This is a genomic window from Rhodococcus sp. WY5 (assembly GCF_018588185.1).
Lineage (GTDB): Bacteria > Actinomycetota > Actinomycetes > Mycobacteriales > Mycobacteriaceae > Rhodococcus_F > Rhodococcus_F qingshengii.
The window spans coordinates 5,735,587-5,752,080 of sequence record NZ_JAAMPR010000001.1 but is presented as its reverse complement, the minus strand read 5'-3'; the positions used below and the strand labels follow the sequence as shown (position 1 = coordinate 5,752,080).

The following is a 16,494-nucleotide window of genomic DNA, read 5'->3' as shown; positions in this document are numbered from 1 at the left end:
GACATGACAGACGCACAACTGTGGCTCGCAGCCATCGAGATCGGTGCCTTCTTCTCGCTGATAGCCCTCGGAATGTATCTCGTGGTGGTCGGCGCCGATTTCTTCAACTTTGCGATGGGCCCGTACGCGATGGCTGCGGCCATGGCGTCGAGTTGGGTCGCGATCAATTACGGGCTCGCTCTCTGGATTGCCATGCCGCTGGGGATCGCGGTAGCGGTGGCGCTGTCGATCCTGACGGAAAAGCTTGTGGTCAAACAGGTTCAGAAGCGTTCGGGTCGTGGGGAACTACCGGCGTTGGTGGCGGTGACCGCAGTACTGTTCGGGATCCAGCAGCTCGCCGGCACGGTCTTCGGCCGAACACCACTTCCCGGACAGAAGATCTTCGACTTCGATCCGATATCGGTGCTCGGTGCCACCGTCGACAGTTCGACCGTTGTACTCGTCGTCGGAACTGCCGTGATCTTCGTCGGTATCGGACTGTGGCTGAACCGGTCCACCTCGGGCCGTCTGCTACGCGCCGTCGGCGACAGTCCGGATGCCGCCCGCGTCCTGGGCTTGCCGGTGGATCGGGTACGCCTCATCGCGTTCACCCTCGCGGGTGTGATCGCCGCCGTCGCCGGACTTCTGTTCGCTCCCAAGGCCGGTGTTCAGTTCACGAGCGGTCTGTCATGGACGCTGACGGCATTCATCGCACTCGTCATCGGTGGTACCGGCCGAAGTTGGGCTCCGCTGATCGGCGGAATGGTGTTGGGCGTCGTCCAGGTATTCGCCCCGTACTACTTCGGTGCGAGTGCTGCGCAAACCGCGATTCTGTTGATTGCCCTGGTGTTCTTCGCTTTCCGTCCGGAAGGCTTGCTCTCGAGGAAGGTTCGCGTCTGATGGCCTCGCTTTCTACCCGTTCGCTGACGTCAAATCCGCCCACTACATCCGGCCGTTCCCGGACGAGGATGCTCGCCCTGTCACGAGAAGCGCTGATCACCGTGGTCGTGGTTGCTGCCGTGCTGCTGTGGATGGGGCCGAGTCTGTACCGGCAGGATCTGGTGTTCCTCGCTGCGACGTATTCGCTGATCGCACTCGGCATGTACGTGCCATTCGTGCTCGCGGGATCACTGTCGATGGCGTACAGCGCGTATGCGGCGATCGGCGCGTATGCCGTTGCGCTGATCTCGGTTCGGACCGGGTTGTCGATGTGGTGGGGATGGATTCTCGGCGCCCTCGCCGCTGCAGCGGTTGCAGTACTCCTCAGCTTGGCAACACAGAAACTCTCCGGCTTCTACCTTGCCGCGGTGACCTTGTTGTTCGGTATCGCTTTCGAGCACTGGTTGATCGACGGGCCGAGTTTCACCGGCGGGTCGGCCGGGATCTCGGGTGTCGAGACTGTGACGATGTTCGGCTGGGAGCCACCGCGCTATGTGTTGGTCGTGTTCGCGATCTTGTTCGTGTGTCTGATCGCGGTCGCTGTGGATCGACTCCGGAAATCGGTGTGGGGGCTGATGTTGCAAGCTGCCCGCGACAATCGTAATGTCGCACGGTCTTCCGGCGTCAATCCTGCGCACCTGACCGTCGTGGCGCTGGCGATCGGTGCTGCGATCGCGTCGACCGGCGGATCGCTGTTCACCGTGTCGGTGCAGGCTGTCACTCCTGAAACCTTCACTCTCAGTATTGTTTTCCTCGCAATCTTCATGCCGATCATCGGCGGTCGCGGTTCGGCGTGGGGTGCTCCGCTCGGTGCATTGATCGTGGTGATCGTGACGCTGAATATGCCCGGGTACCAGGGAAGTGGCGAACTCCTGCTTGCCGGAGCCGTCCTGGTGATCCTCATCGTCGCGCCTGGTGGGGTGATCGGGTGGAGTCAGAACGTTCTGGGTCGAATGAACCGTCTGTACAAGGAGCGTGGCAATCGATGACTCGGCTACTCGAAGTGAGCGGGCTCCACAAGTCCTACGGAGGCGTCCGCGCTGTCGACGATGTCTCGTTCAGCGTCGGACCGGGAGAGGTGATCGGACTGGTCGGCCCGAACGGGGCAGGCAAGACCACACTGGTGGACTGCATCTTCGGCACTCAGCAAGCAGACTCCGGAACCGTCGCGCTCGCGGGTGCTCCCTTGACCGGGCCGTCGGAGCGCCGTGCACGGCAAGGGCTCTCGCGCACGTTTCAACATCCGCAGCTCGCGGCGGAACTCGACGCCGTCGACAACATCATCCCGGGACTGTACGGGCACAAGATCACCTCACCGCTGCACTCGCTGTGGTGGGCGATCAAAGGACCTTTCGAGAACTGGGACCGGACAGCACAGCGGGCCCGGGAGATTGCTGCGCGATACTCGGTCACCGACGTCGAGAGTGCTTGCGGGGATCTCAGTTTGGGCGCGCAGCGTCTGGTCGAGGTGGCGCGGGCGATGGCGACCGAACCCGAAGTCCTCCTGTTGGACGAACCGTTTGCCGGTGCGGATCACGACGGCATCGCTGCCATCTCCGGTGCCGTGCGATCGATTGCCGCGCAGGGCAAGGGAGTAGTCCTGGTCGATCACAACGTCGATCTCATCGCGGCGCTCGCCACCAAGATCGTGCTGCTCAATTTCGGATCAGTGGCGTTCTACGGACCACCGCAGGAGTGCTTGGCCAGCGACGCGATGCGAGAAGTCTATTTCGGTTCCGAATACGAGGAAGGCGCCTGACATGCTCGAACTCGACAGAGTCACAGTTCGATACGGATCCGCTGTCGCCGTCCGGGAAGTCTCCCTTGTCGCCCCCGCCGGTGAAGTGACAGCGATCGTCGGGCCGAACGGTGCGGGCAAGACCAGCTTGGCGGGATCCATCTACGGCTCGGTTCCCGCCACCGGGACAATCAAATTCGATGGTCGAGAGATCCAGAAATTATCGGCACTGGATCGTGTCCGCAGCGGATTTGCCTACGTTCCCCAAGGCAGGCAACTGTTCATGCGAATGTCCGTTCGCGAGAACCTACGCGTCGGCGCAGACCTGCTGGGATTGAAAGCCGAAGCCGTGGAAACAGCTTTCGAGAGGTTCCCGATCCTGCGTGAACGCTCGGAGAGTTATGCCGGGGTCCTCAGCGGTGGTGAGCAGCAGATGTTGGTTCTGGGGCGGGCCCTTCTGGAAACCCCGAAGGTGTTGCTCCTCGACGAGATGATGACAGGACTGGCACCGAAAATCGTCGCGGAGCTGCGAGCATTGGTCGGGGGTCTGGCCGCCGAGGGTGTGACCGTCATCGTGACGGAACCGGCACTTACTGCACTGAAATCGGTTGTCGACCGCGGATATGTCATGCAGCGCGGCGAACTCGTCCGCGAATGCGATTCCGAAGCGACACTGGACAACGCGTACAAACAATCGATGGGCGTCCTCAGCGCCGACGGGAGATGATCGACGATCATGCTTGAAACGAAGACACTCGACTTCACCGTCGGTGAATTCGCCACGAATCCGGACCGCTTCGCCGGCGTCAGCATCAGCGAAATGGTCAGGCATTGGTCTGAGACCATCCCGGACGAAACCGCCTTTGTCACTCCGGAATCGAGGGTGTCGTGGAAGCAGTACGACGCGGCTGCCGATGCGATCGCGTCGGCGCTGGATCTAGCTGGTGAGGGATACGGACATGTAGCCGTGTTGCTCCCCGACACCGCTGTATTCCATGCGGCTCTCTGCGCAGCATTTCGTACCGGCCGCGTCGCCGTCGGAATCGGTTCGCGCTCGGGCATTCGCGAGATCTCTCATCTGATCGCCCGCTCGGAAGCCTCCGTACTCGTCACCACTCGCACGCTGCGCGGCGTCGATACCGCCGAACTCGTGGCGAGTCTGCGGGCAGAGCATCCCGGACTGGACGTCGTCTTCGCCGACGAACGCGCCGACGTGAGTTTCGAACGCGTGAGCGCAAACGGCGAACTCACCTCGTTGCCGGTCGAGCTAAAGCAGTTCCCCGCAACCAGTCCGTGTTTTGTCACGTCAGCCGTTTCGATGCTGAACTCGACCTCCGGCACAACGGGCCTACCCAAACTGGTCACACAAACCGAGGATCGTTGGGTTGGTTTCTCCGAGATTGCCGCCGAGGCGGCGGCGATCGGTTCGGATGAGGTGTTCCTCGGCGCGGTTCCAGCACCTTTCGGATTCGGGCTCTGGACTTCGCATTTCCTGCCGGCACTACTCGGTGCTCGCAATGTCGTCATGGAACGCTTCGACGTTTCGGTGATGATCGAGTTGATCGAGCGCGAACGGGTGACTGCTTTGAATTGTGTGAGTACACAATTCAAGATGCTGTTGCGTTCGGAGGCCGCGGAATCGGCCGATCTCTCGTCACTTCGTTTCATGTTCACCGGTGGTGAAGCCGTGCCCTATTCGGAGGCGCTGGCATTCGAACAACGTACCGGAGCGGCTGTCCTGCAGTTCTACGGATCGAACGAAACCGGCGCCGTCTCGGTGACGACGGTTTCGGACGATTCCGACACCCGACTGAAGACGTGCGGCCACGTCATCGATCGCATGCAAGTTCGTGTATTCGACGATGCGGCAAAGGAAATGACCGGCTCCGTCCGCCGCGGTCAGCCTGGGGTGAACGGACCGCTGATGTGTCAGGGCTATTGGGGGGACACCGATGCGAACGACGAGTTGTACACCGATGACGGTTGGATGCTTCTCGGCGACATCGTCGAGATCGACGAGACAGGACGGGTGCGTGTGGTCGGGCGCAAAGCCGACATCATCATTCGTGGCGGCAAGAACATCTCCGCGGTCGAAGTCGAGGAGTACGTGCGCGCGCACCCTTCGGTGGAGTTGGTCGCCGTGGTCGGGGTCGACGATCCGCTGTTCGGTGAGAAGGTCTGTGCGGTCGTCGTGTCCGCCGATGACGATCTGAGTTCGGAGGATCTGACCGCCTGGCTGCAGAGCCGAGGAGTGACCCGCGAGTACATACCCGAGTACGTGATGACGGTCGCCGAATTGCCGATGGCGGCAGGCGGCAAAGTAGCCAAGGGTGAAGTCAAGGCACTCGCGCAGAGGCGGATCGCTGAACTCGGCTGATCGCACTTGGCGGTACCGGCTTCGCGTTACGCTGATCCGGACATTGTGCCGAGAGTGAAGGAAACCCGATGACGAACCCTTCACCGCATCGGTGGCGCAGGCGCTTGCTGTGGGCTCTGGCAATTGTGTTCGTTCTGGTCGGAGCCGTGGTTCTGGCCTTCGTTCTGAGCCCGAGACCTGGCGCACTCACCGTGCGATGGGTCTTCGATCGTGATGCGGTGAAAGTCACCGAGGCGCTCGAGAAGCACGCGCCCGAAGGCGTCGACTCGATCAAGGACCAGCAGTACCGCGCCGATGACGACGACGCATACCTGGATGTCTACTTTCCCGCAGCGACGACGACCGCATTGCCTACGGTGATCTGGACTCATGGCGGTGCCTGGATCTCGGGAAGCAAGTCCAACTACGCGCCGTACTACGAGTTGCTGGCCTCGCGTGGCTACACAGTTGTGTCCCTGGACTACTCACTCGGACCTGAGCACCACTATCCGACGGCAGTGCGGCAGCTCAACGACGCTCACGCGTACGTCGTCGCGAATGCGGAACGGCTGCATGTTGATCCGACGACGGTCGTTCTGGCCGGTGATTCTGCGGGAGCGCAACTCTCGAGTCAGCTCGCCACTCTCATCACTGATCCCGCCTATGCGAACCGTGTGGGCGTGGTCCCGTCGCTGCGGCCGGATCAGTTACGTGGAGTAATCCTGAACTGTGGAATCTACGACGTCGGGAACATGGTCGGCGGACCCGGCATCATCGGTTGGGGAGTTGATCGGTCCCTCTGGGCGTATACCGGCGTGCGTGACTTCATGAGTACCGACGCAGCGGATCAGATGTCGACCTTGAACTACGTCACCGATCGATTTCCGCCTGCCTACGTCAGCGGCGGCAACGCCGATCCGTTGACGGATTCTCAGTCGAAACCGATGGCTGACAAATTGACCGGGTTGGGAGTTGCGGTCGACACACTGTTCTATCCGGCCGATCACGTTCCGGCGCTCGGGCACGAGTATCAGTTCGATCTGGACAATGCCGACGGTCTCAGTGCGCTCGATCGCACGGTTCAGTTTCTCGAGGCTCATACCGGCTAAATGTCGGATTGTGGTGAACCACTGAGAAAATGGTCATTTTGGACAAAGCTCCGCGGGTGCGTTGCCAGGGAATTCTCAACTAGTCCTTTTGGTCTAGCCTGGGTGAATCCGATCCGACCCCAGGAGTTGTTGTGCGCGCGTCTTCCCCCGACAGACGGCGAAGGCGCATTGTCGGAATCGCGGCGGTATTCGTCGTCATTCTGCTGTCCGGGGTAACCGCGGCACTCGTCAGTCCGTGGCCAGGAGTTCTCGTCGTACGGTGGATGTCAGCGGGTGGCTCCGAAGCGACTCACGCACAACTCGACAGGCATGCACCGTCAGGAATCGTCTCGATTCTCGATCAGTCGTACCGCGACGGCGACGACGATGCACAACTGGACGCGTACTACCCGTCGGAGTCCACTTCGGCGCTACCCACGGTGGTCTGGGTGCACGGCGGTGGCTGGATATCAGGGTCGAGAACTGATGCCGACGGTTACTACAAACTGTTGGCAAATCAAGGCTTCACTGTGATTTCGGTGGACTACTCACTGGGACCAGATGCGTATTACCCCACCGCAGTGAATCAGCTGAACGACGCGTATCGATTCATCGTGAGCAATGCGGACAGGTTGCATGTCGATTCGACCAATCTCTTTCTTGCGGGAGATTCGGCAGGCGCGCAGTTGTCCAGTCAGTTGGCGACCGTCATGACCAGCCCTGACTACGCGTCGGAAATGGGTGTGGAGCCGGCATTACGTCCCGAGCAGATACGCGGAGTTGTCCTCGACTGTGGGGTCTTCGATCTGAAACCGCTGCTGTCACAGGGGAAGTACTTCGGTTGGGGCGTCGACAAGCAATCGCTGTGGGGGTACCTCGGAACGAGGGACTTCGACGGGTCGACTGCAGTGGGTCAGATGTCGACACTGGGTCATGTGACCTCGGACTTTCCAGCGACGTTCATCACCGGCGGAAATGTCGACCCACTGACCGCCAGCCAGTCGAAACCCATGGCAGAACGGCTCGCCGATCTGGGCGTCGAGGTCGATGCACTGTTCTACCCGGACGATCACGAGCCTGCACTCGACCACGAATATCAGTTCGACCTCGACACCGTGGACGGGATGGTCGCGTTCGATCGCACAGTCGCGTTCCTACGCGACCACGTGCGTTAGCGCGGTCAGCGAATCACGTACGGCGAAATCGAACTCCGGTGCTCGCTGATGTCGAGGTCTTTACCCAGCGGAGGGAAGGCACGCTGCGGACAATTGAGGCGTTCGCAGACACGGCAGCCCGAGCCGATCGGCGTTCCCGGATTCGACTCGTCCAGATCCAGACCGTCGCTGTAGACGAGTCGGTGGGCGTGTCGAATCTCGCATCCCAATCCGATGGCGAAGATCTTTGCGGGCTGTCCGTATCGAGCCGCTCGACGTTCGACCGTGCGCGCAACCCAGAGGTATCGACGACCGTCGGGCATCTGCGCGATCTGAGGCATGATCTTGCCCGGATATGAGAACGTCTCGTAGACGTTCCACAGCGGGCACGTACCGCCGCTGGTGGAGAAGTGGAATCCGGTGGCGGACTGACGCTTCGACATGTTTCCGGCACGATCGACACGCACGAACATGAAAGGAACCCCGCGAAGTTTGGGGCGCTGCAGGGTCGAGAGGCGGTGGCAGATCGTCTCGTAGCTCGCGGAATAGAAGGCGGACATGCGCTCGATGTCGTACCGGAAGTCCTCGGCAACCTCGTGAAACTGGCTGTAGGGCAGCACGGTGGCCGCGGCGAAATAGTTGGCCAAACCAAGCTTCGCCAGGGAGACCGACGCTTCGCTGGTGAAGTTGCCCTCGGCCACCAACGAGTCGAGCAGGTCGCCATGCTCGAGGTATGCGAGTTCTGTCGCGAACTTGAAGACCTGTTGCCCGCCGGAGAGTCGTGCGGAAATTTCCAGGACCCTGGTGTCCGGGTCGTAACGATGAAGTATGTTCTCGCCCAAGTCGACTCGTCGAACGATCTGCACGTCATGGACGGACTCGAGACGTCTGGCGATCTCGCCGGCGACGTCGCCACGGTGAAAGCGCATCCGGGCCGTGAGTTCTTCGGCTGCGGTGTCGAGATCGTGGATGTAGTTCTGTCGCTGATAGAAGTAGTCGCGCACTTCCTCGTGCGGCATGGTGATCGAACCGCTGCCGCTGCCGTCCGAGAAACGGTCCTCCGTGGCTGCGGCGAGCTGGGCCGTCGTGTTGCGGAAGCGGCGATGCATGTTCACCATCGCCTTGGCCAGGCCCGGGTGGGTGGAGACCATCTCCGCGATTTCGTGGGCGTCGGCGTCGATACCCATCTCCTGATCGAGGGCAACTTCACGCATTTCCGCGATCAGGCGTGTGTCGTCCTGCGGGGAGAAGAAGGTGGTGTCGACACCGAAGACTTCACTGATTCGCAGGAGCACCGGCACGGTGAGTGGCCGGACGTCGTGCTCGATCTGATTGAGATAGCTTGCCGAGATCTCGAGCGTCTTGGCCAGCGAAGCCTGACTCAACCCGCGCTCGGTCCGCAGTTGGCGGAGCCGGACACCGACAAAGGTTTTCGACATTTTCCCAGGATACGAGTGACAGTCCGGCTTCGCAAAGGTGGGTTCGCAGTCTTCGCACAGGGGCTCCGCCCCCGTGAGTGGTTGAGGAGCCTCGGCACTCCCTAACCACTCATGGGGCCGGAGGCCTAGACCCTGTTCTCCGAACGAGGGGCGCCGATTCCGGGATCGATCTGGAACGGCCCGCTCGACGAGGGTGCAAGGGGGAAGTCGAAGATCGCAGTCGGGAGATAGACCGTCGAACACGAGTTGGGGATATCCACGACACCCGACAGGCGACCCTCGATCGGCGCCGCACCGAGTAGCAGGTACGCCTGCTCTGGCGCGTACCCGAACTTGGTCAGATACTCGATCGCATGCAGGCACGCACGCTGGTAGGACAGATGTGAATCCAGGTACTTCTGTTCGCCGTCCAACGTGACGGAAGTGCCCGAGAACGCAAGCCACTCGGAATACTGCGGATCCGTGTTGCCCGGCATGAAGATGGCGTTCTCGGAAACACCGTAGGTATCCATTCCGCCCTTGATGATGTCCACACGAAGATCGATGAAGCCGCCCATCTCGATGGCACCGCAGAAAGTGATCTCACCGTCGCCCTGGGAGAAGTGAAGATCGCCGACCGACAGATTCGCACCGTCCACGAACACCGGATAGAAGATTCGGCTGCCCTTGGTGAGGTTCTTGATGTCCTGGTTTCCGCCGTTCTCACGCGGGGGAGCGGTACGAGCCGCCTCGCCGGCCACGCGTGTGTACTCGTCACCGGTCAAGGTTCCCAGTACTGCATCGCGGGGCTCGGGCGGAAGTGCAAGCGGGGGAACCCGATTGGGATCGGTGGCAATGAGGGCGCCCTCGCGGGCATTCCACTTGGCGAGCAAGGCTGCCGACGGAGCCGTGCCCATGAGTCCCGGGTGGACGATGCCCGTGAACGAGACGTGCGGAATGTGACGCGACGTCGCCGTTTGGCCGGAGAAATCCCAGACGGCCTTGTACGCGTCGGGGAACTGTTCGGTGAGGAAGCCACCGCCGTTGTTCCGAGGGAAGATGCCGGTGTACCCCCAGCCTTGGCCGGCCAACGGACCCGAATCTTCTTGGGGGATAGGCCCGATATCCAAGATGTCGACGATCAAGAGGTCGCCGGGCTTCGCGCCTTCGACGGCAAAGGGGCCGGACAGCGTGTGGACCGTGGTCAGTGGTGCATTCAGAATGTCGTCGGCCGAGTCGTCGTTGTGTATTGCGCCGTCGAACCATTCGCGGCAATGGACACGAAACGCATCACCGGGTTTCACCGTCACCGCCGCTGGGATGTCCGGGTGCCACCGATTGTGGCCGACGATTGCCTGGTCGGTGAATTTCTTGGCGGAATCGAGTGGAAACAGCAGTTCAGGCATATGCACTCCTCATTCTCGAAGAAACGGAAAACTCGTGGCGGCAGGACTTTCGTGTCGGATCGGGACTCACGGCGAGGACGCGCGGTGAAGACGCTCAGGGGCGAGGTAGCTTGCGGTGCAACGGATTGGATGTCGTCGGCGCAGATTGCCGGCCGCGGCCGGGTAGCGACCCACTGACCACGGCAGGCTCGTGAGCCGATCGAGCAGTGCTGTCCAGTAGACCCATCGCGGCCGACGACGCGTGACTCAACCGGGGAGACGAGACCACCCGCTTGGACTCGAGACTGCACTGGGGGCAAGTAATCGACTGGGGCACTTCGGCCATCGCGAACGACCGCTCGAGCGGGCCGCAGCCGGTACAGCGAAACTCGTACAGAGGCATGCGGTCACGCTATCGGAGGATCCGTAAGTGCGACACTGGAACGACACGCACCGGGTTGCCGATGCCGCAATTGCGCCCGTCAGCGCAAGTACACAACCGCGTTGTCTCCGCCGGTACAGGTGACGATGCCGGAGGTCACCTTGCATGCCATCGTGTACTCCTTGCCGGTCACCGGACTACGTGCGGACACGGTGCTGGATGCACCGGTTGCACCGGAGTTCCCGTAGGCGATCCGAACCGCCTCGGCAAACTCACATGAAGTTTTGCCCCCACTTGTCGCGGACTCCTTGTAACTTCCGGCCGGCTGCCCGCCGGGGCAGGCGGACGCACCGGCCGGGAAGTTCGCGGCGCGTGTGGTCGTCGGGGATGTCGTGCTGGGAGCGGTTGTCGTGGTGCCGGGTGTGTTCGCGGCGCTGATGGTGGTGTGGGCGGCGCCACCGGCGGCCGAGTTGGGGACGTCCTTCGGCCAGAGGACCCAGGCAAGCCCGCCGAAGAGAGCCAACACAGTGATGACTCCGATTACGGATACCGGAATCACCCAGCCGGGCCGACGCGGCGGCGGATTTCCACGTGGCGGTGCAGGCGGGAATCCCTGGGGCGGGGGATACGACTGCGGCGCGGCTCGGTAGCCCAACTGCGGCGGCTGTGGACCGGATTGCGACCATGCCTGGTTGTTCGGTGGCCGCTGATAGTTGTCCGGCACCGCTTTATCGCCCGGTCGGGGGCGTCGAACGACAAGTCATGGTTCGACAGCATATGGCCGGCGAATGGGTTGTCTGTGGCTTTCTGACGGGTAGATCCCTGGAATCGCCCGAGCGAAGGCTGTTGCCGAGGAGTGATTGCGGTCACTCGCGGGTAGTGAAGTTGGCTCCGAAGTAGCGGACAGGCCTGTTCCGAGTGGCGTGCGAACTGCCGGAATTCGCAAGCGGCGGAGTTGAGTGCATTTCGTTCACAGCCTGCGGTTTCTTTCCTACTCGCCAGTACGGAACCTGTCCGATTGGGTAGTACCAGCCGCGTAGGAATCTTCACAGACTTAGCAAAGTGTGTTGAAAAGGTAGCGAAGATTGGCATTAGCAACAGGTAGACGGCACTTTTTCGATGTGCCATTCTCGGTAAGTACACAAGAAGGGCCTGGCAAGTATGTGAAGTAGTACGCACGTACTGCTCACAACAGGCCGGACCAGCAGATCAAAGAGATGGAGTCTTGATGTCGACCACCGGCACCCCGAAGACCGCAGCTGAGCTCCAGCAGGATTGGGACACCAACCCTCGCTGGAAGGGCGTTACTCGTAACTACACGGCCGATCAGGTCGTCAAGCTCCAGGGCACCGTCGTCGAGGAGCAGACCCTCGCTCGTCGCGGATCCGAGATCCTGTGGGATCTCGTGAACAACGAGGACTACATCAACTCCCTCGGTGCACTTACCGGCAACATGGCTGTGCAGCAGGTTCGCGCCGGCCTGAAGGCCATCTACCTCTCCGGTTGGCAGGTTGCCGGCGATGCGAACCTCTCGGGCCACACGTACCCGGACCAGAGCCTCTACCCGGCCAACTCGGTTCCGACCGTCGTCCGTCGCATCAACAACGCACTGCTGCGCGCCGACGAGATCGCCAAGACCGAGGGTGACACCTCCGTCAGCAACTGGCTCGCTCCGATCGTTGCCGACGCCGAAGCCGGCTTCGGTGGCGCTCTCAACGCTTACGAGCTGCAGAAGGCCATGATCGGCGCCGGCGCTGCCGGTGTCCACTGGGAGGATCAGCTCGCTTCGGAGAAGAAGTGCGGCCACCTCGGCGGCAAGGTGCTCATCCCCACGCAGCAGCACATCCGCACCCTGACCTCGGCTCGCCTGGCTTCCGACGTCGCGGACGTTCCGTCCGTCATCATCGCCCGCACCGACGCTGAGGCCGCAACCCTCATCACCTCCGACGTAGACGAGCGTGACCGCCCGTTCCTCGACGGAACCCGCACGGCTGAAGGCTTCTACGGCGTCAAGAACGGCATCGAGCCCTGCATCGCTCGCGCCAAGGCTTACGCACCGTACGCAGACCTCATCTGGATGGAGACCGGCGTGCCGGATCTCGAGGTTGCAAAGAAGTTCGCCGAGTCCGTTCGCAGCGAATTCCCGGACCAGCTCCTGGCCTACAACTGCTCCCCTTCCTTCAACTGGAAGGCGCACCTGGACGACGCGACCATCGCGAAGTTCCAGAAGGAGCTCGGCGCAATGGGCTTCAAGTTCCAGTTCATCACGCTGGCCGGCTTCCACTCGCTCAACTACGGCATGTTCGACCTTGCCTACGGCTACGCCCGCGAAGGCATGACGGCATTCGTCGACCTGCAGGAGCGCGAGTTCAAGGCTGCCGAAGAGCGTGGCTTCACCGCCATCAAGCACCAGCGTGAGGTTGGCGCCGGCTACTTCGACACCATCGCCACCACCGTTGACCCCAACACCTCGACGGCAGCTCTCAAGGGCTCCACCGAAGAGGGACAGTTCCACTAAGAACTGACTTCGGGTGGGGGAGAGGCTCGGCTTCGGGTCTCTCCCCTGCTTGTATCACCGCACTACTTTCTCTCGTCTTCAAGGCAGTTCCGATTGCGTCGGCCACCAGCGTCGACGCAGTTCGAAGTGCTTGTTTTGCAACACCTTCACCAGACAAACTCCACGAGACAAACAAGGAGCTGACGTGACCAGCGAAAAAATTCAGCGCGTCGGCGTTATCGGCGCCGGAATCATGGGTGCCGGAATCGCCGAGGTGTGCGCCCGCGCACATGTCGATGTTCTGGTCTTCGAGCAGACTCGCGAGCTTGCAGCAGCCGGGCGTTCACGCATCCTGCGTTCGCTCGACCGCGGCGTGAGCAGCGGAAAGATCACAGAACGTGAGCGTGAGCAGGCCGCATGGCGTCTGCGTTTCACCTCCGATCTGGGAGATTTCGCGGACCGCCAGCTCGTCGTGGAGGCCGTCGTCGAAGACGAGAAGATCAAGAGCGAAATCTTCGCCGAGCTCGACGCGGTCGTGACGGACCCGGATGCGGTTCTCGCGTCCAACACGTCGTCGATCCCGATCATGAAGCTCGGCATCTCGACCAAGCGTCCCGAGCGAGTCATCGGCATGCACTTCTTCAACCCGGTTCCGGTTCTGCCGCTCGTCGAATTGGTGACGACGCTCAAGACCAGTGCCTCCGTCTCGCAGCGCGCCGAGGCTTTTGCCAGCGACATCCTCGGCAAGCAGGTCGTCCGCAGTGCCGACCGCTCCGGCTTCGTCGTCAACGCACTCCTGGTGCCGTACCTGCTCTCGGCGATCCGCATGGTCGAGTCGGGCTTCGCGACCAAGGAAGACATCGACAAGGCAACGGTTCTCGGCCTCGCGCACCCCATGGGTCCGCTGGCTCTGACGGACCTGGTCGGACTCGACACCGTCAAGTCCATCGCCGACTCCATGTACGAAGAGTTCAAGGAGCCGCTGTACTCCGCTCCGCCGCTGCTCCTGCGTATGGTCGAAGCCGGCTTGACCGGCAAGAAGTCCGGCGCGGGCTTCTACGAATACGCCGACAACGGTCGCTCCACCAAGCAGGCAAGCTAAGGCCCAACGCCCCTGTGCGCCTTTCTGGTAGTTCCGGCTACCACAAAGGCGCACAGGGCGCTCGCGCCCCTCGGTTAGAAAGGTCGACCGCATGTCCAGCAGCACTGCAGCATTCGGCTCCAGCGTCCTGGGGTATCCGCGCATCGGGCCGCGCCGTGAGCTCAAGCGCGCCCTCGAGTCCTACTGGCACGGCACTTCGGACAAGGACGCACTTCTCGCGGTCGCCAAGGAACTCCAGGAATCGACCTGGAGCGAATTGGCTGCGACGGGATTGAGCCAGGTTCCCGGCAACACCTTCTCCTTCTACGATCACGTGCTCGACAATGCGCTGCTCTTCGGCGCAGTGCCGGAGCGGTTCAAGCCGCTCGAGGGCGCCCTCGAGCCGCTCGATTTCTACTTCACGATGGCCCGCGGCCGCCCGGACTTCCCGCCTCTCGAGCTGGTGCGCTTCTTCGGTACGAACTACTACTACCGTCAGCCCGAGATCGACGCGAACACAGTGTTCTCGCTCAACTCGGATGCACTTCTCGACGAGTTCGAACGTGCGAAGGCGCGCGGCATCGAATTGCGCCCCGTCATCATGGGGCCCGTCTCGCTGCTTCTGCTTTCGAAGGTCGGACCTGCCACCGAGAAGTCCGATCCGAACTTCACCCCGCTCGACCTGTTGGACGCGCTCCTGCCCGAGTACGAGAAGCTCTTCGAGCAGCTCGCCAAGGCCGGTGCGACCTGTGTTCAGTTGGACGAGCCTTCGGTCACCGAGGACCGCACCCCCGAGGAGCTAGCCGCTCTGGGACGTGCGTACGAGAAGCTTTCGACGGCCCCGCTGCGCCCGCGCCTGTTGGTGACGGGTCCGTACGGCAAGTTCGGCGAAGCCCTCAACATCTTGGCGCCCACCAAGATCGAAGCCTTCGGTCTGGACCTGGTGCACGGCAAGATCACGGCCGAGGAACTGGCCGCGGTGCCGAACATCAAGCGCAAGCGCATCTACGCGGGCGTCGTCGACGGTCGCAACGTCTGGCGCGTCGACCGGTTCAACACCTTGACGTACCTGAACGAACTCAAAGATGTTGTGCCTGACCTCGTCGTCTCCACGTCGTCGTCGCTGCTGCACGTGCCGTACGACGTGCTCTCCGAGTACGACATTCCGGGAGACGTCGCAGACCGTCTGGCTTTTGCGAAGCAGAAGGTCGGCGAAGTCGTCTCACTGGCGAAGGCGCTCACCGAAGGTCCTTCGGACAAGTGGCGTAAGCGTCCGACGAAGGTGCACTTCAAGCTCAAGCACGCTGTCCGTGCTCGGGTGAACGCGATCAAGCCCGAAGATCGTGTGCGTGCACCGTACGAGGAGCGTCGTAAGGCTCAGCAGGAACGGTTGAATCTGCCCTTGGTGCCGGCCCAGACACTGGGTTCGTTCCCGCAGACCGACGCGATTCGCCAGGCTCGTTACGAACTCGGCCAGGGGCGTTTGGAGTGGGACGAATACTACAAGCGCATCCAGGAAGAGATCGAGCGCACAATCCGTCTGCAAGAGGACATCGGTCTCGATGTTTTCGTGCACGGCGAGCACGAGCGCAACGACATGGTCCAGTACTTCGCCGAACTGCTCGAGGGCTATGCCTTCACGCACAACGGTTGGGTTCAGGCCTACGGATCTCGTTGCACTCGTCCGCCGATTCTCTACGGCGACATCGCACGTCCGAAGCCGATGACGGTCGAGTGGATCGCGTACGCGCAGTCGCTGACCGACAAGCCGGTCAAGGGCATGCTGACGGGTCCGGTCACCATGATCGCCCGTTCGTTCGTTCGCCAGGATCAGCCGCTCTACGAAACGGCAGAGCAACTGGCACTTGTCATTCGAGACGAAATCGCGGATCTCGAAGCTGCCGGAATCGCCATCATCCAGGTGGACGAACCGGCAATTCGTGAACTGCTGCCACTGCGTGAGGACGGCCGGGAGGCCTACCTGGAGTGGGCCGTCGACGCGTTCCGTCTGGCAACAGGTGGAGCGAAGCCGGAAACACAGATCCACACACATTTGACGTACTCCGCTCGGTCGTCGGTGGTCGACGCCATCGAACGGTTGGACGCCGATGTGACGGCTATCGTCGCGACCCGCTCCATCACGTGGGTTCTCGAAGCACTCAAGGAAGGCGCGCTCACGCACGGCGTCGGCCCCGGTGTCTACGAATCTCGCTCGGCTCGGATTCCCGACATCGACGAACTCGACGAATTGCTCACTGAGGCAAGCGAATCGATCTCTCTCGATCGCTTGTGGGCAAACCCGGACGGCGGCCTCAAGACCCGCCATCCGTGGCAACTCGAGCCTTCGCTGCGCAATATGGTTGCGGCCGCGAGGCGCCTGCGTCGTCGGGCCGAGCAAGCCGAGCGCGACGCCGGGTAAGTCACGTAAAGAACAAGTCATGGAGGGGCCTGCGAGTTGCAGGTCCCTCCATGCACGG

General features: G+C 61.8%; 14 protein-coding genes. 10 read left to right on the top strand and 4 right to left on the bottom strand.

Annotation, left to right across the window (positions count from 1 at the left end; all coding sequences use genetic code 11):
- Window positions 1-3 precede the first annotated feature (3 nt).
- From G4D79_RS26485 to G4D79_RS26455, 7 genes are all read left to right on the top strand, one after another.
- Complete coding sequence (locus G4D79_RS26485; protein ID WP_020906730.1) at window positions 4-879, top strand: branched-chain amino acid ABC transporter permease; 876 nt, start codon at window positions 4-6, stop codon at window positions 877-879.
- Window positions 879-1,907, top strand: a complete 1,029-nt coding sequence (locus G4D79_RS26480; protein ID WP_214514558.1) for a branched-chain amino acid ABC transporter permease — start codon at window positions 879-881, stop codon at window positions 1,905-1,907. The genes G4D79_RS26485 and G4D79_RS26480 overlap by 1 nt, the downstream gene beginning before the upstream one ends.
- Window positions 1,904-2,677: an ABC transporter ATP-binding protein gene (locus G4D79_RS26475; protein WP_007735383.1), complete on the top strand. Its 774-nt coding sequence runs from the start codon at window positions 1,904-1,906 to the stop codon at window positions 2,675-2,677. The genes G4D79_RS26480 and G4D79_RS26475 overlap by 4 nt, the downstream gene beginning before the upstream one ends.
- Window position 2,678: 1 nt before the next feature.
- Complete coding sequence (locus tag G4D79_RS26470; protein WP_210378194.1) at window positions 2,679-3,383, top strand: ABC transporter ATP-binding protein; 705 nt, start codon at window positions 2,679-2,681, stop codon at window positions 3,381-3,383.
- A 9-nt stretch (window positions 3,384-3,392) separates the two neighbouring features.
- A complete protein-coding gene (locus G4D79_RS26465; protein ID WP_047268871.1) occupies window positions 3,393-5,033 on the top strand; it encodes a class I adenylate-forming enzyme family protein in 1,641 nt (546 codons plus the stop codon).
- Window positions 5,034-5,101: 68 nt separating this feature from the next.
- Window positions 5,102-6,121: an alpha/beta hydrolase gene (locus tag G4D79_RS26460; protein WP_214514557.1), complete on the top strand. Its 1,020-nt coding sequence runs from the start codon at window positions 5,102-5,104 to the stop codon at window positions 6,119-6,121.
- A gap of 131 nt (window positions 6,122-6,252) precedes the next feature.
- Window positions 6,253-7,275, top strand: coding sequence for an alpha/beta hydrolase (locus tag G4D79_RS26455; RefSeq protein ID WP_214514556.1), 1,023 nt, complete (start codon window positions 6,253-6,255; stop codon window positions 7,273-7,275).
- Between the two features lie 5 nt (window positions 7,276-7,280).
- On the opposite strand, the gene ramB is transcribed toward G4D79_RS26455, so the two are convergent.
- The 4 genes from ramB to G4D79_RS26435 all read right to left on the bottom strand — a co-directional run bounded on the left by ramB (window position 7,281) and on the right by G4D79_RS26435 (window position 11,163).
- On the bottom strand, window positions 7,281-8,693 hold the full coding sequence (gene ramB / locus G4D79_RS26450) for an acetate metabolism transcriptional regulator RamB (protein ID WP_003941547.1): 1,413 nt from the start codon (window positions 8,691-8,693) through the stop codon (window positions 7,281-7,283).
- Between the two features lie 125 nt (window positions 8,694-8,818).
- Window positions 8,819-10,078, bottom strand: coding sequence for a formamidase (gene fmdA, locus G4D79_RS26445; protein ID WP_042923284.1), 1,260 nt, complete (start codon window positions 10,076-10,078; stop codon window positions 8,819-8,821).
- A 94-nt stretch (window positions 10,079-10,172) separates the two neighbouring features.
- Entirely contained in the window at window positions 10,173-10,460 is a 288-nt protein-coding gene (locus G4D79_RS26440) for an FmdB family zinc ribbon protein (RefSeq protein ID WP_037129638.1), read from the bottom strand.
- Window positions 10,461-10,539: 79 nt separating this feature from the next.
- The gene (locus G4D79_RS26435) at window positions 10,540-11,163 is read right to left on the bottom strand and encodes a serine/threonine protein kinase (RefSeq protein ID WP_223304378.1); all 624 of its coding nucleotides are present in this window, start codon (window positions 11,161-11,163) and stop codon (window positions 10,540-10,542) included.
- A gap of 504 nt (window positions 11,164-11,667) precedes the next feature.
- Between G4D79_RS26435 and aceA the strand changes: the two genes are divergently transcribed.
- The 3 genes from aceA to metE all read left to right on the top strand — a co-directional run bounded on the left by aceA (window position 11,668) and on the right by metE (window position 16,436).
- Window positions 11,668-12,957, top strand: a complete 1,290-nt coding sequence (aceA, locus tag G4D79_RS26430) for an isocitrate lyase (protein ID WP_003941533.1) — start codon at window positions 11,668-11,670, stop codon at window positions 12,955-12,957.
- A gap of 184 nt (window positions 12,958-13,141) precedes the next feature.
- The gene (locus tag G4D79_RS26425; RefSeq protein WP_003941541.1) at window positions 13,142-14,038 is read left to right on the top strand and encodes a 3-hydroxybutyryl-CoA dehydrogenase; all 897 of its coding nucleotides are present in this window, start codon (window positions 13,142-13,144) and stop codon (window positions 14,036-14,038) included.
- Window positions 14,039-14,129: 91 nt separating this feature from the next.
- Entirely contained in the window at window positions 14,130-16,436 is a 2,307-nt protein-coding gene (gene metE, locus G4D79_RS26420; protein ID WP_214514555.1) for a 5-methyltetrahydropteroyltriglutamate--homocysteine S-methyltransferase, read from the top strand.
- Window positions 16,437-16,494: the final 58 nt, after the last annotated feature.

Excerpts from the sequence above, each read along its gene's own strand:
- G4D79_RS26470 (WP_210378194.1), top strand. The coding sequence starts at position 2,679 with ATGCTCGAACTCGACAGAGTCACAGTTCGATACGGATCCGCTGTCGCC.
- aceA (WP_003941533.1), top strand. The coding sequence starts at position 11,668 with ATGTCGACCACCGGCACCCCGAAGACCGCAGCTGAGCTCCAGCAGGAT.
- G4D79_RS26475 (WP_007735383.1), top strand. The coding sequence starts at position 1,904 with ATGACTCGGCTACTCGAAGTGAGCGGGCTCCACAAGTCCTACGGAGGC.
- G4D79_RS26440 (WP_037129638.1), bottom strand. The coding sequence starts at position 10,460 with ATGCCTCTGTACGAGTTTCGCTGTACCGGCTGCGGCCCGCTCGAGCGG.
- metE (WP_214514555.1), top strand. The coding sequence starts at position 14,130 with ATGTCCAGCAGCACTGCAGCATTCGGCTCCAGCGTCCTGGGGTATCCG.
- G4D79_RS26480 (WP_214514558.1), top strand. The coding sequence starts at position 879 with ATGGCCTCGCTTTCTACCCGTTCGCTGACGTCAAATCCGCCCACTACA.
- G4D79_RS26485 (WP_020906730.1), top strand. The coding sequence starts at position 4 with ATGACAGACGCACAACTGTGGCTCGCAGCCATCGAGATCGGTGCCTTC.
- ramB (WP_003941547.1), bottom strand. The coding sequence starts at position 8,693 with ATGTCGAAAACCTTTGTCGGTGTCCGGCTCCGCCAACTGCGGACCGAG.
- G4D79_RS26460 (WP_214514557.1), top strand. The coding sequence starts at position 5,102 with ATGACGAACCCTTCACCGCATCGGTGGCGCAGGCGCTTGCTGTGGGCT.
- G4D79_RS26465 (WP_047268871.1), top strand. The coding sequence starts at position 3,393 with ATGCTTGAAACGAAGACACTCGACTTCACCGTCGGTGAATTCGCCACG.
- fmdA (WP_042923284.1), bottom strand. The coding sequence starts at position 10,078 with ATGCCTGAACTGCTGTTTCCACTCGATTCCGCCAAGAAATTCACCGAC.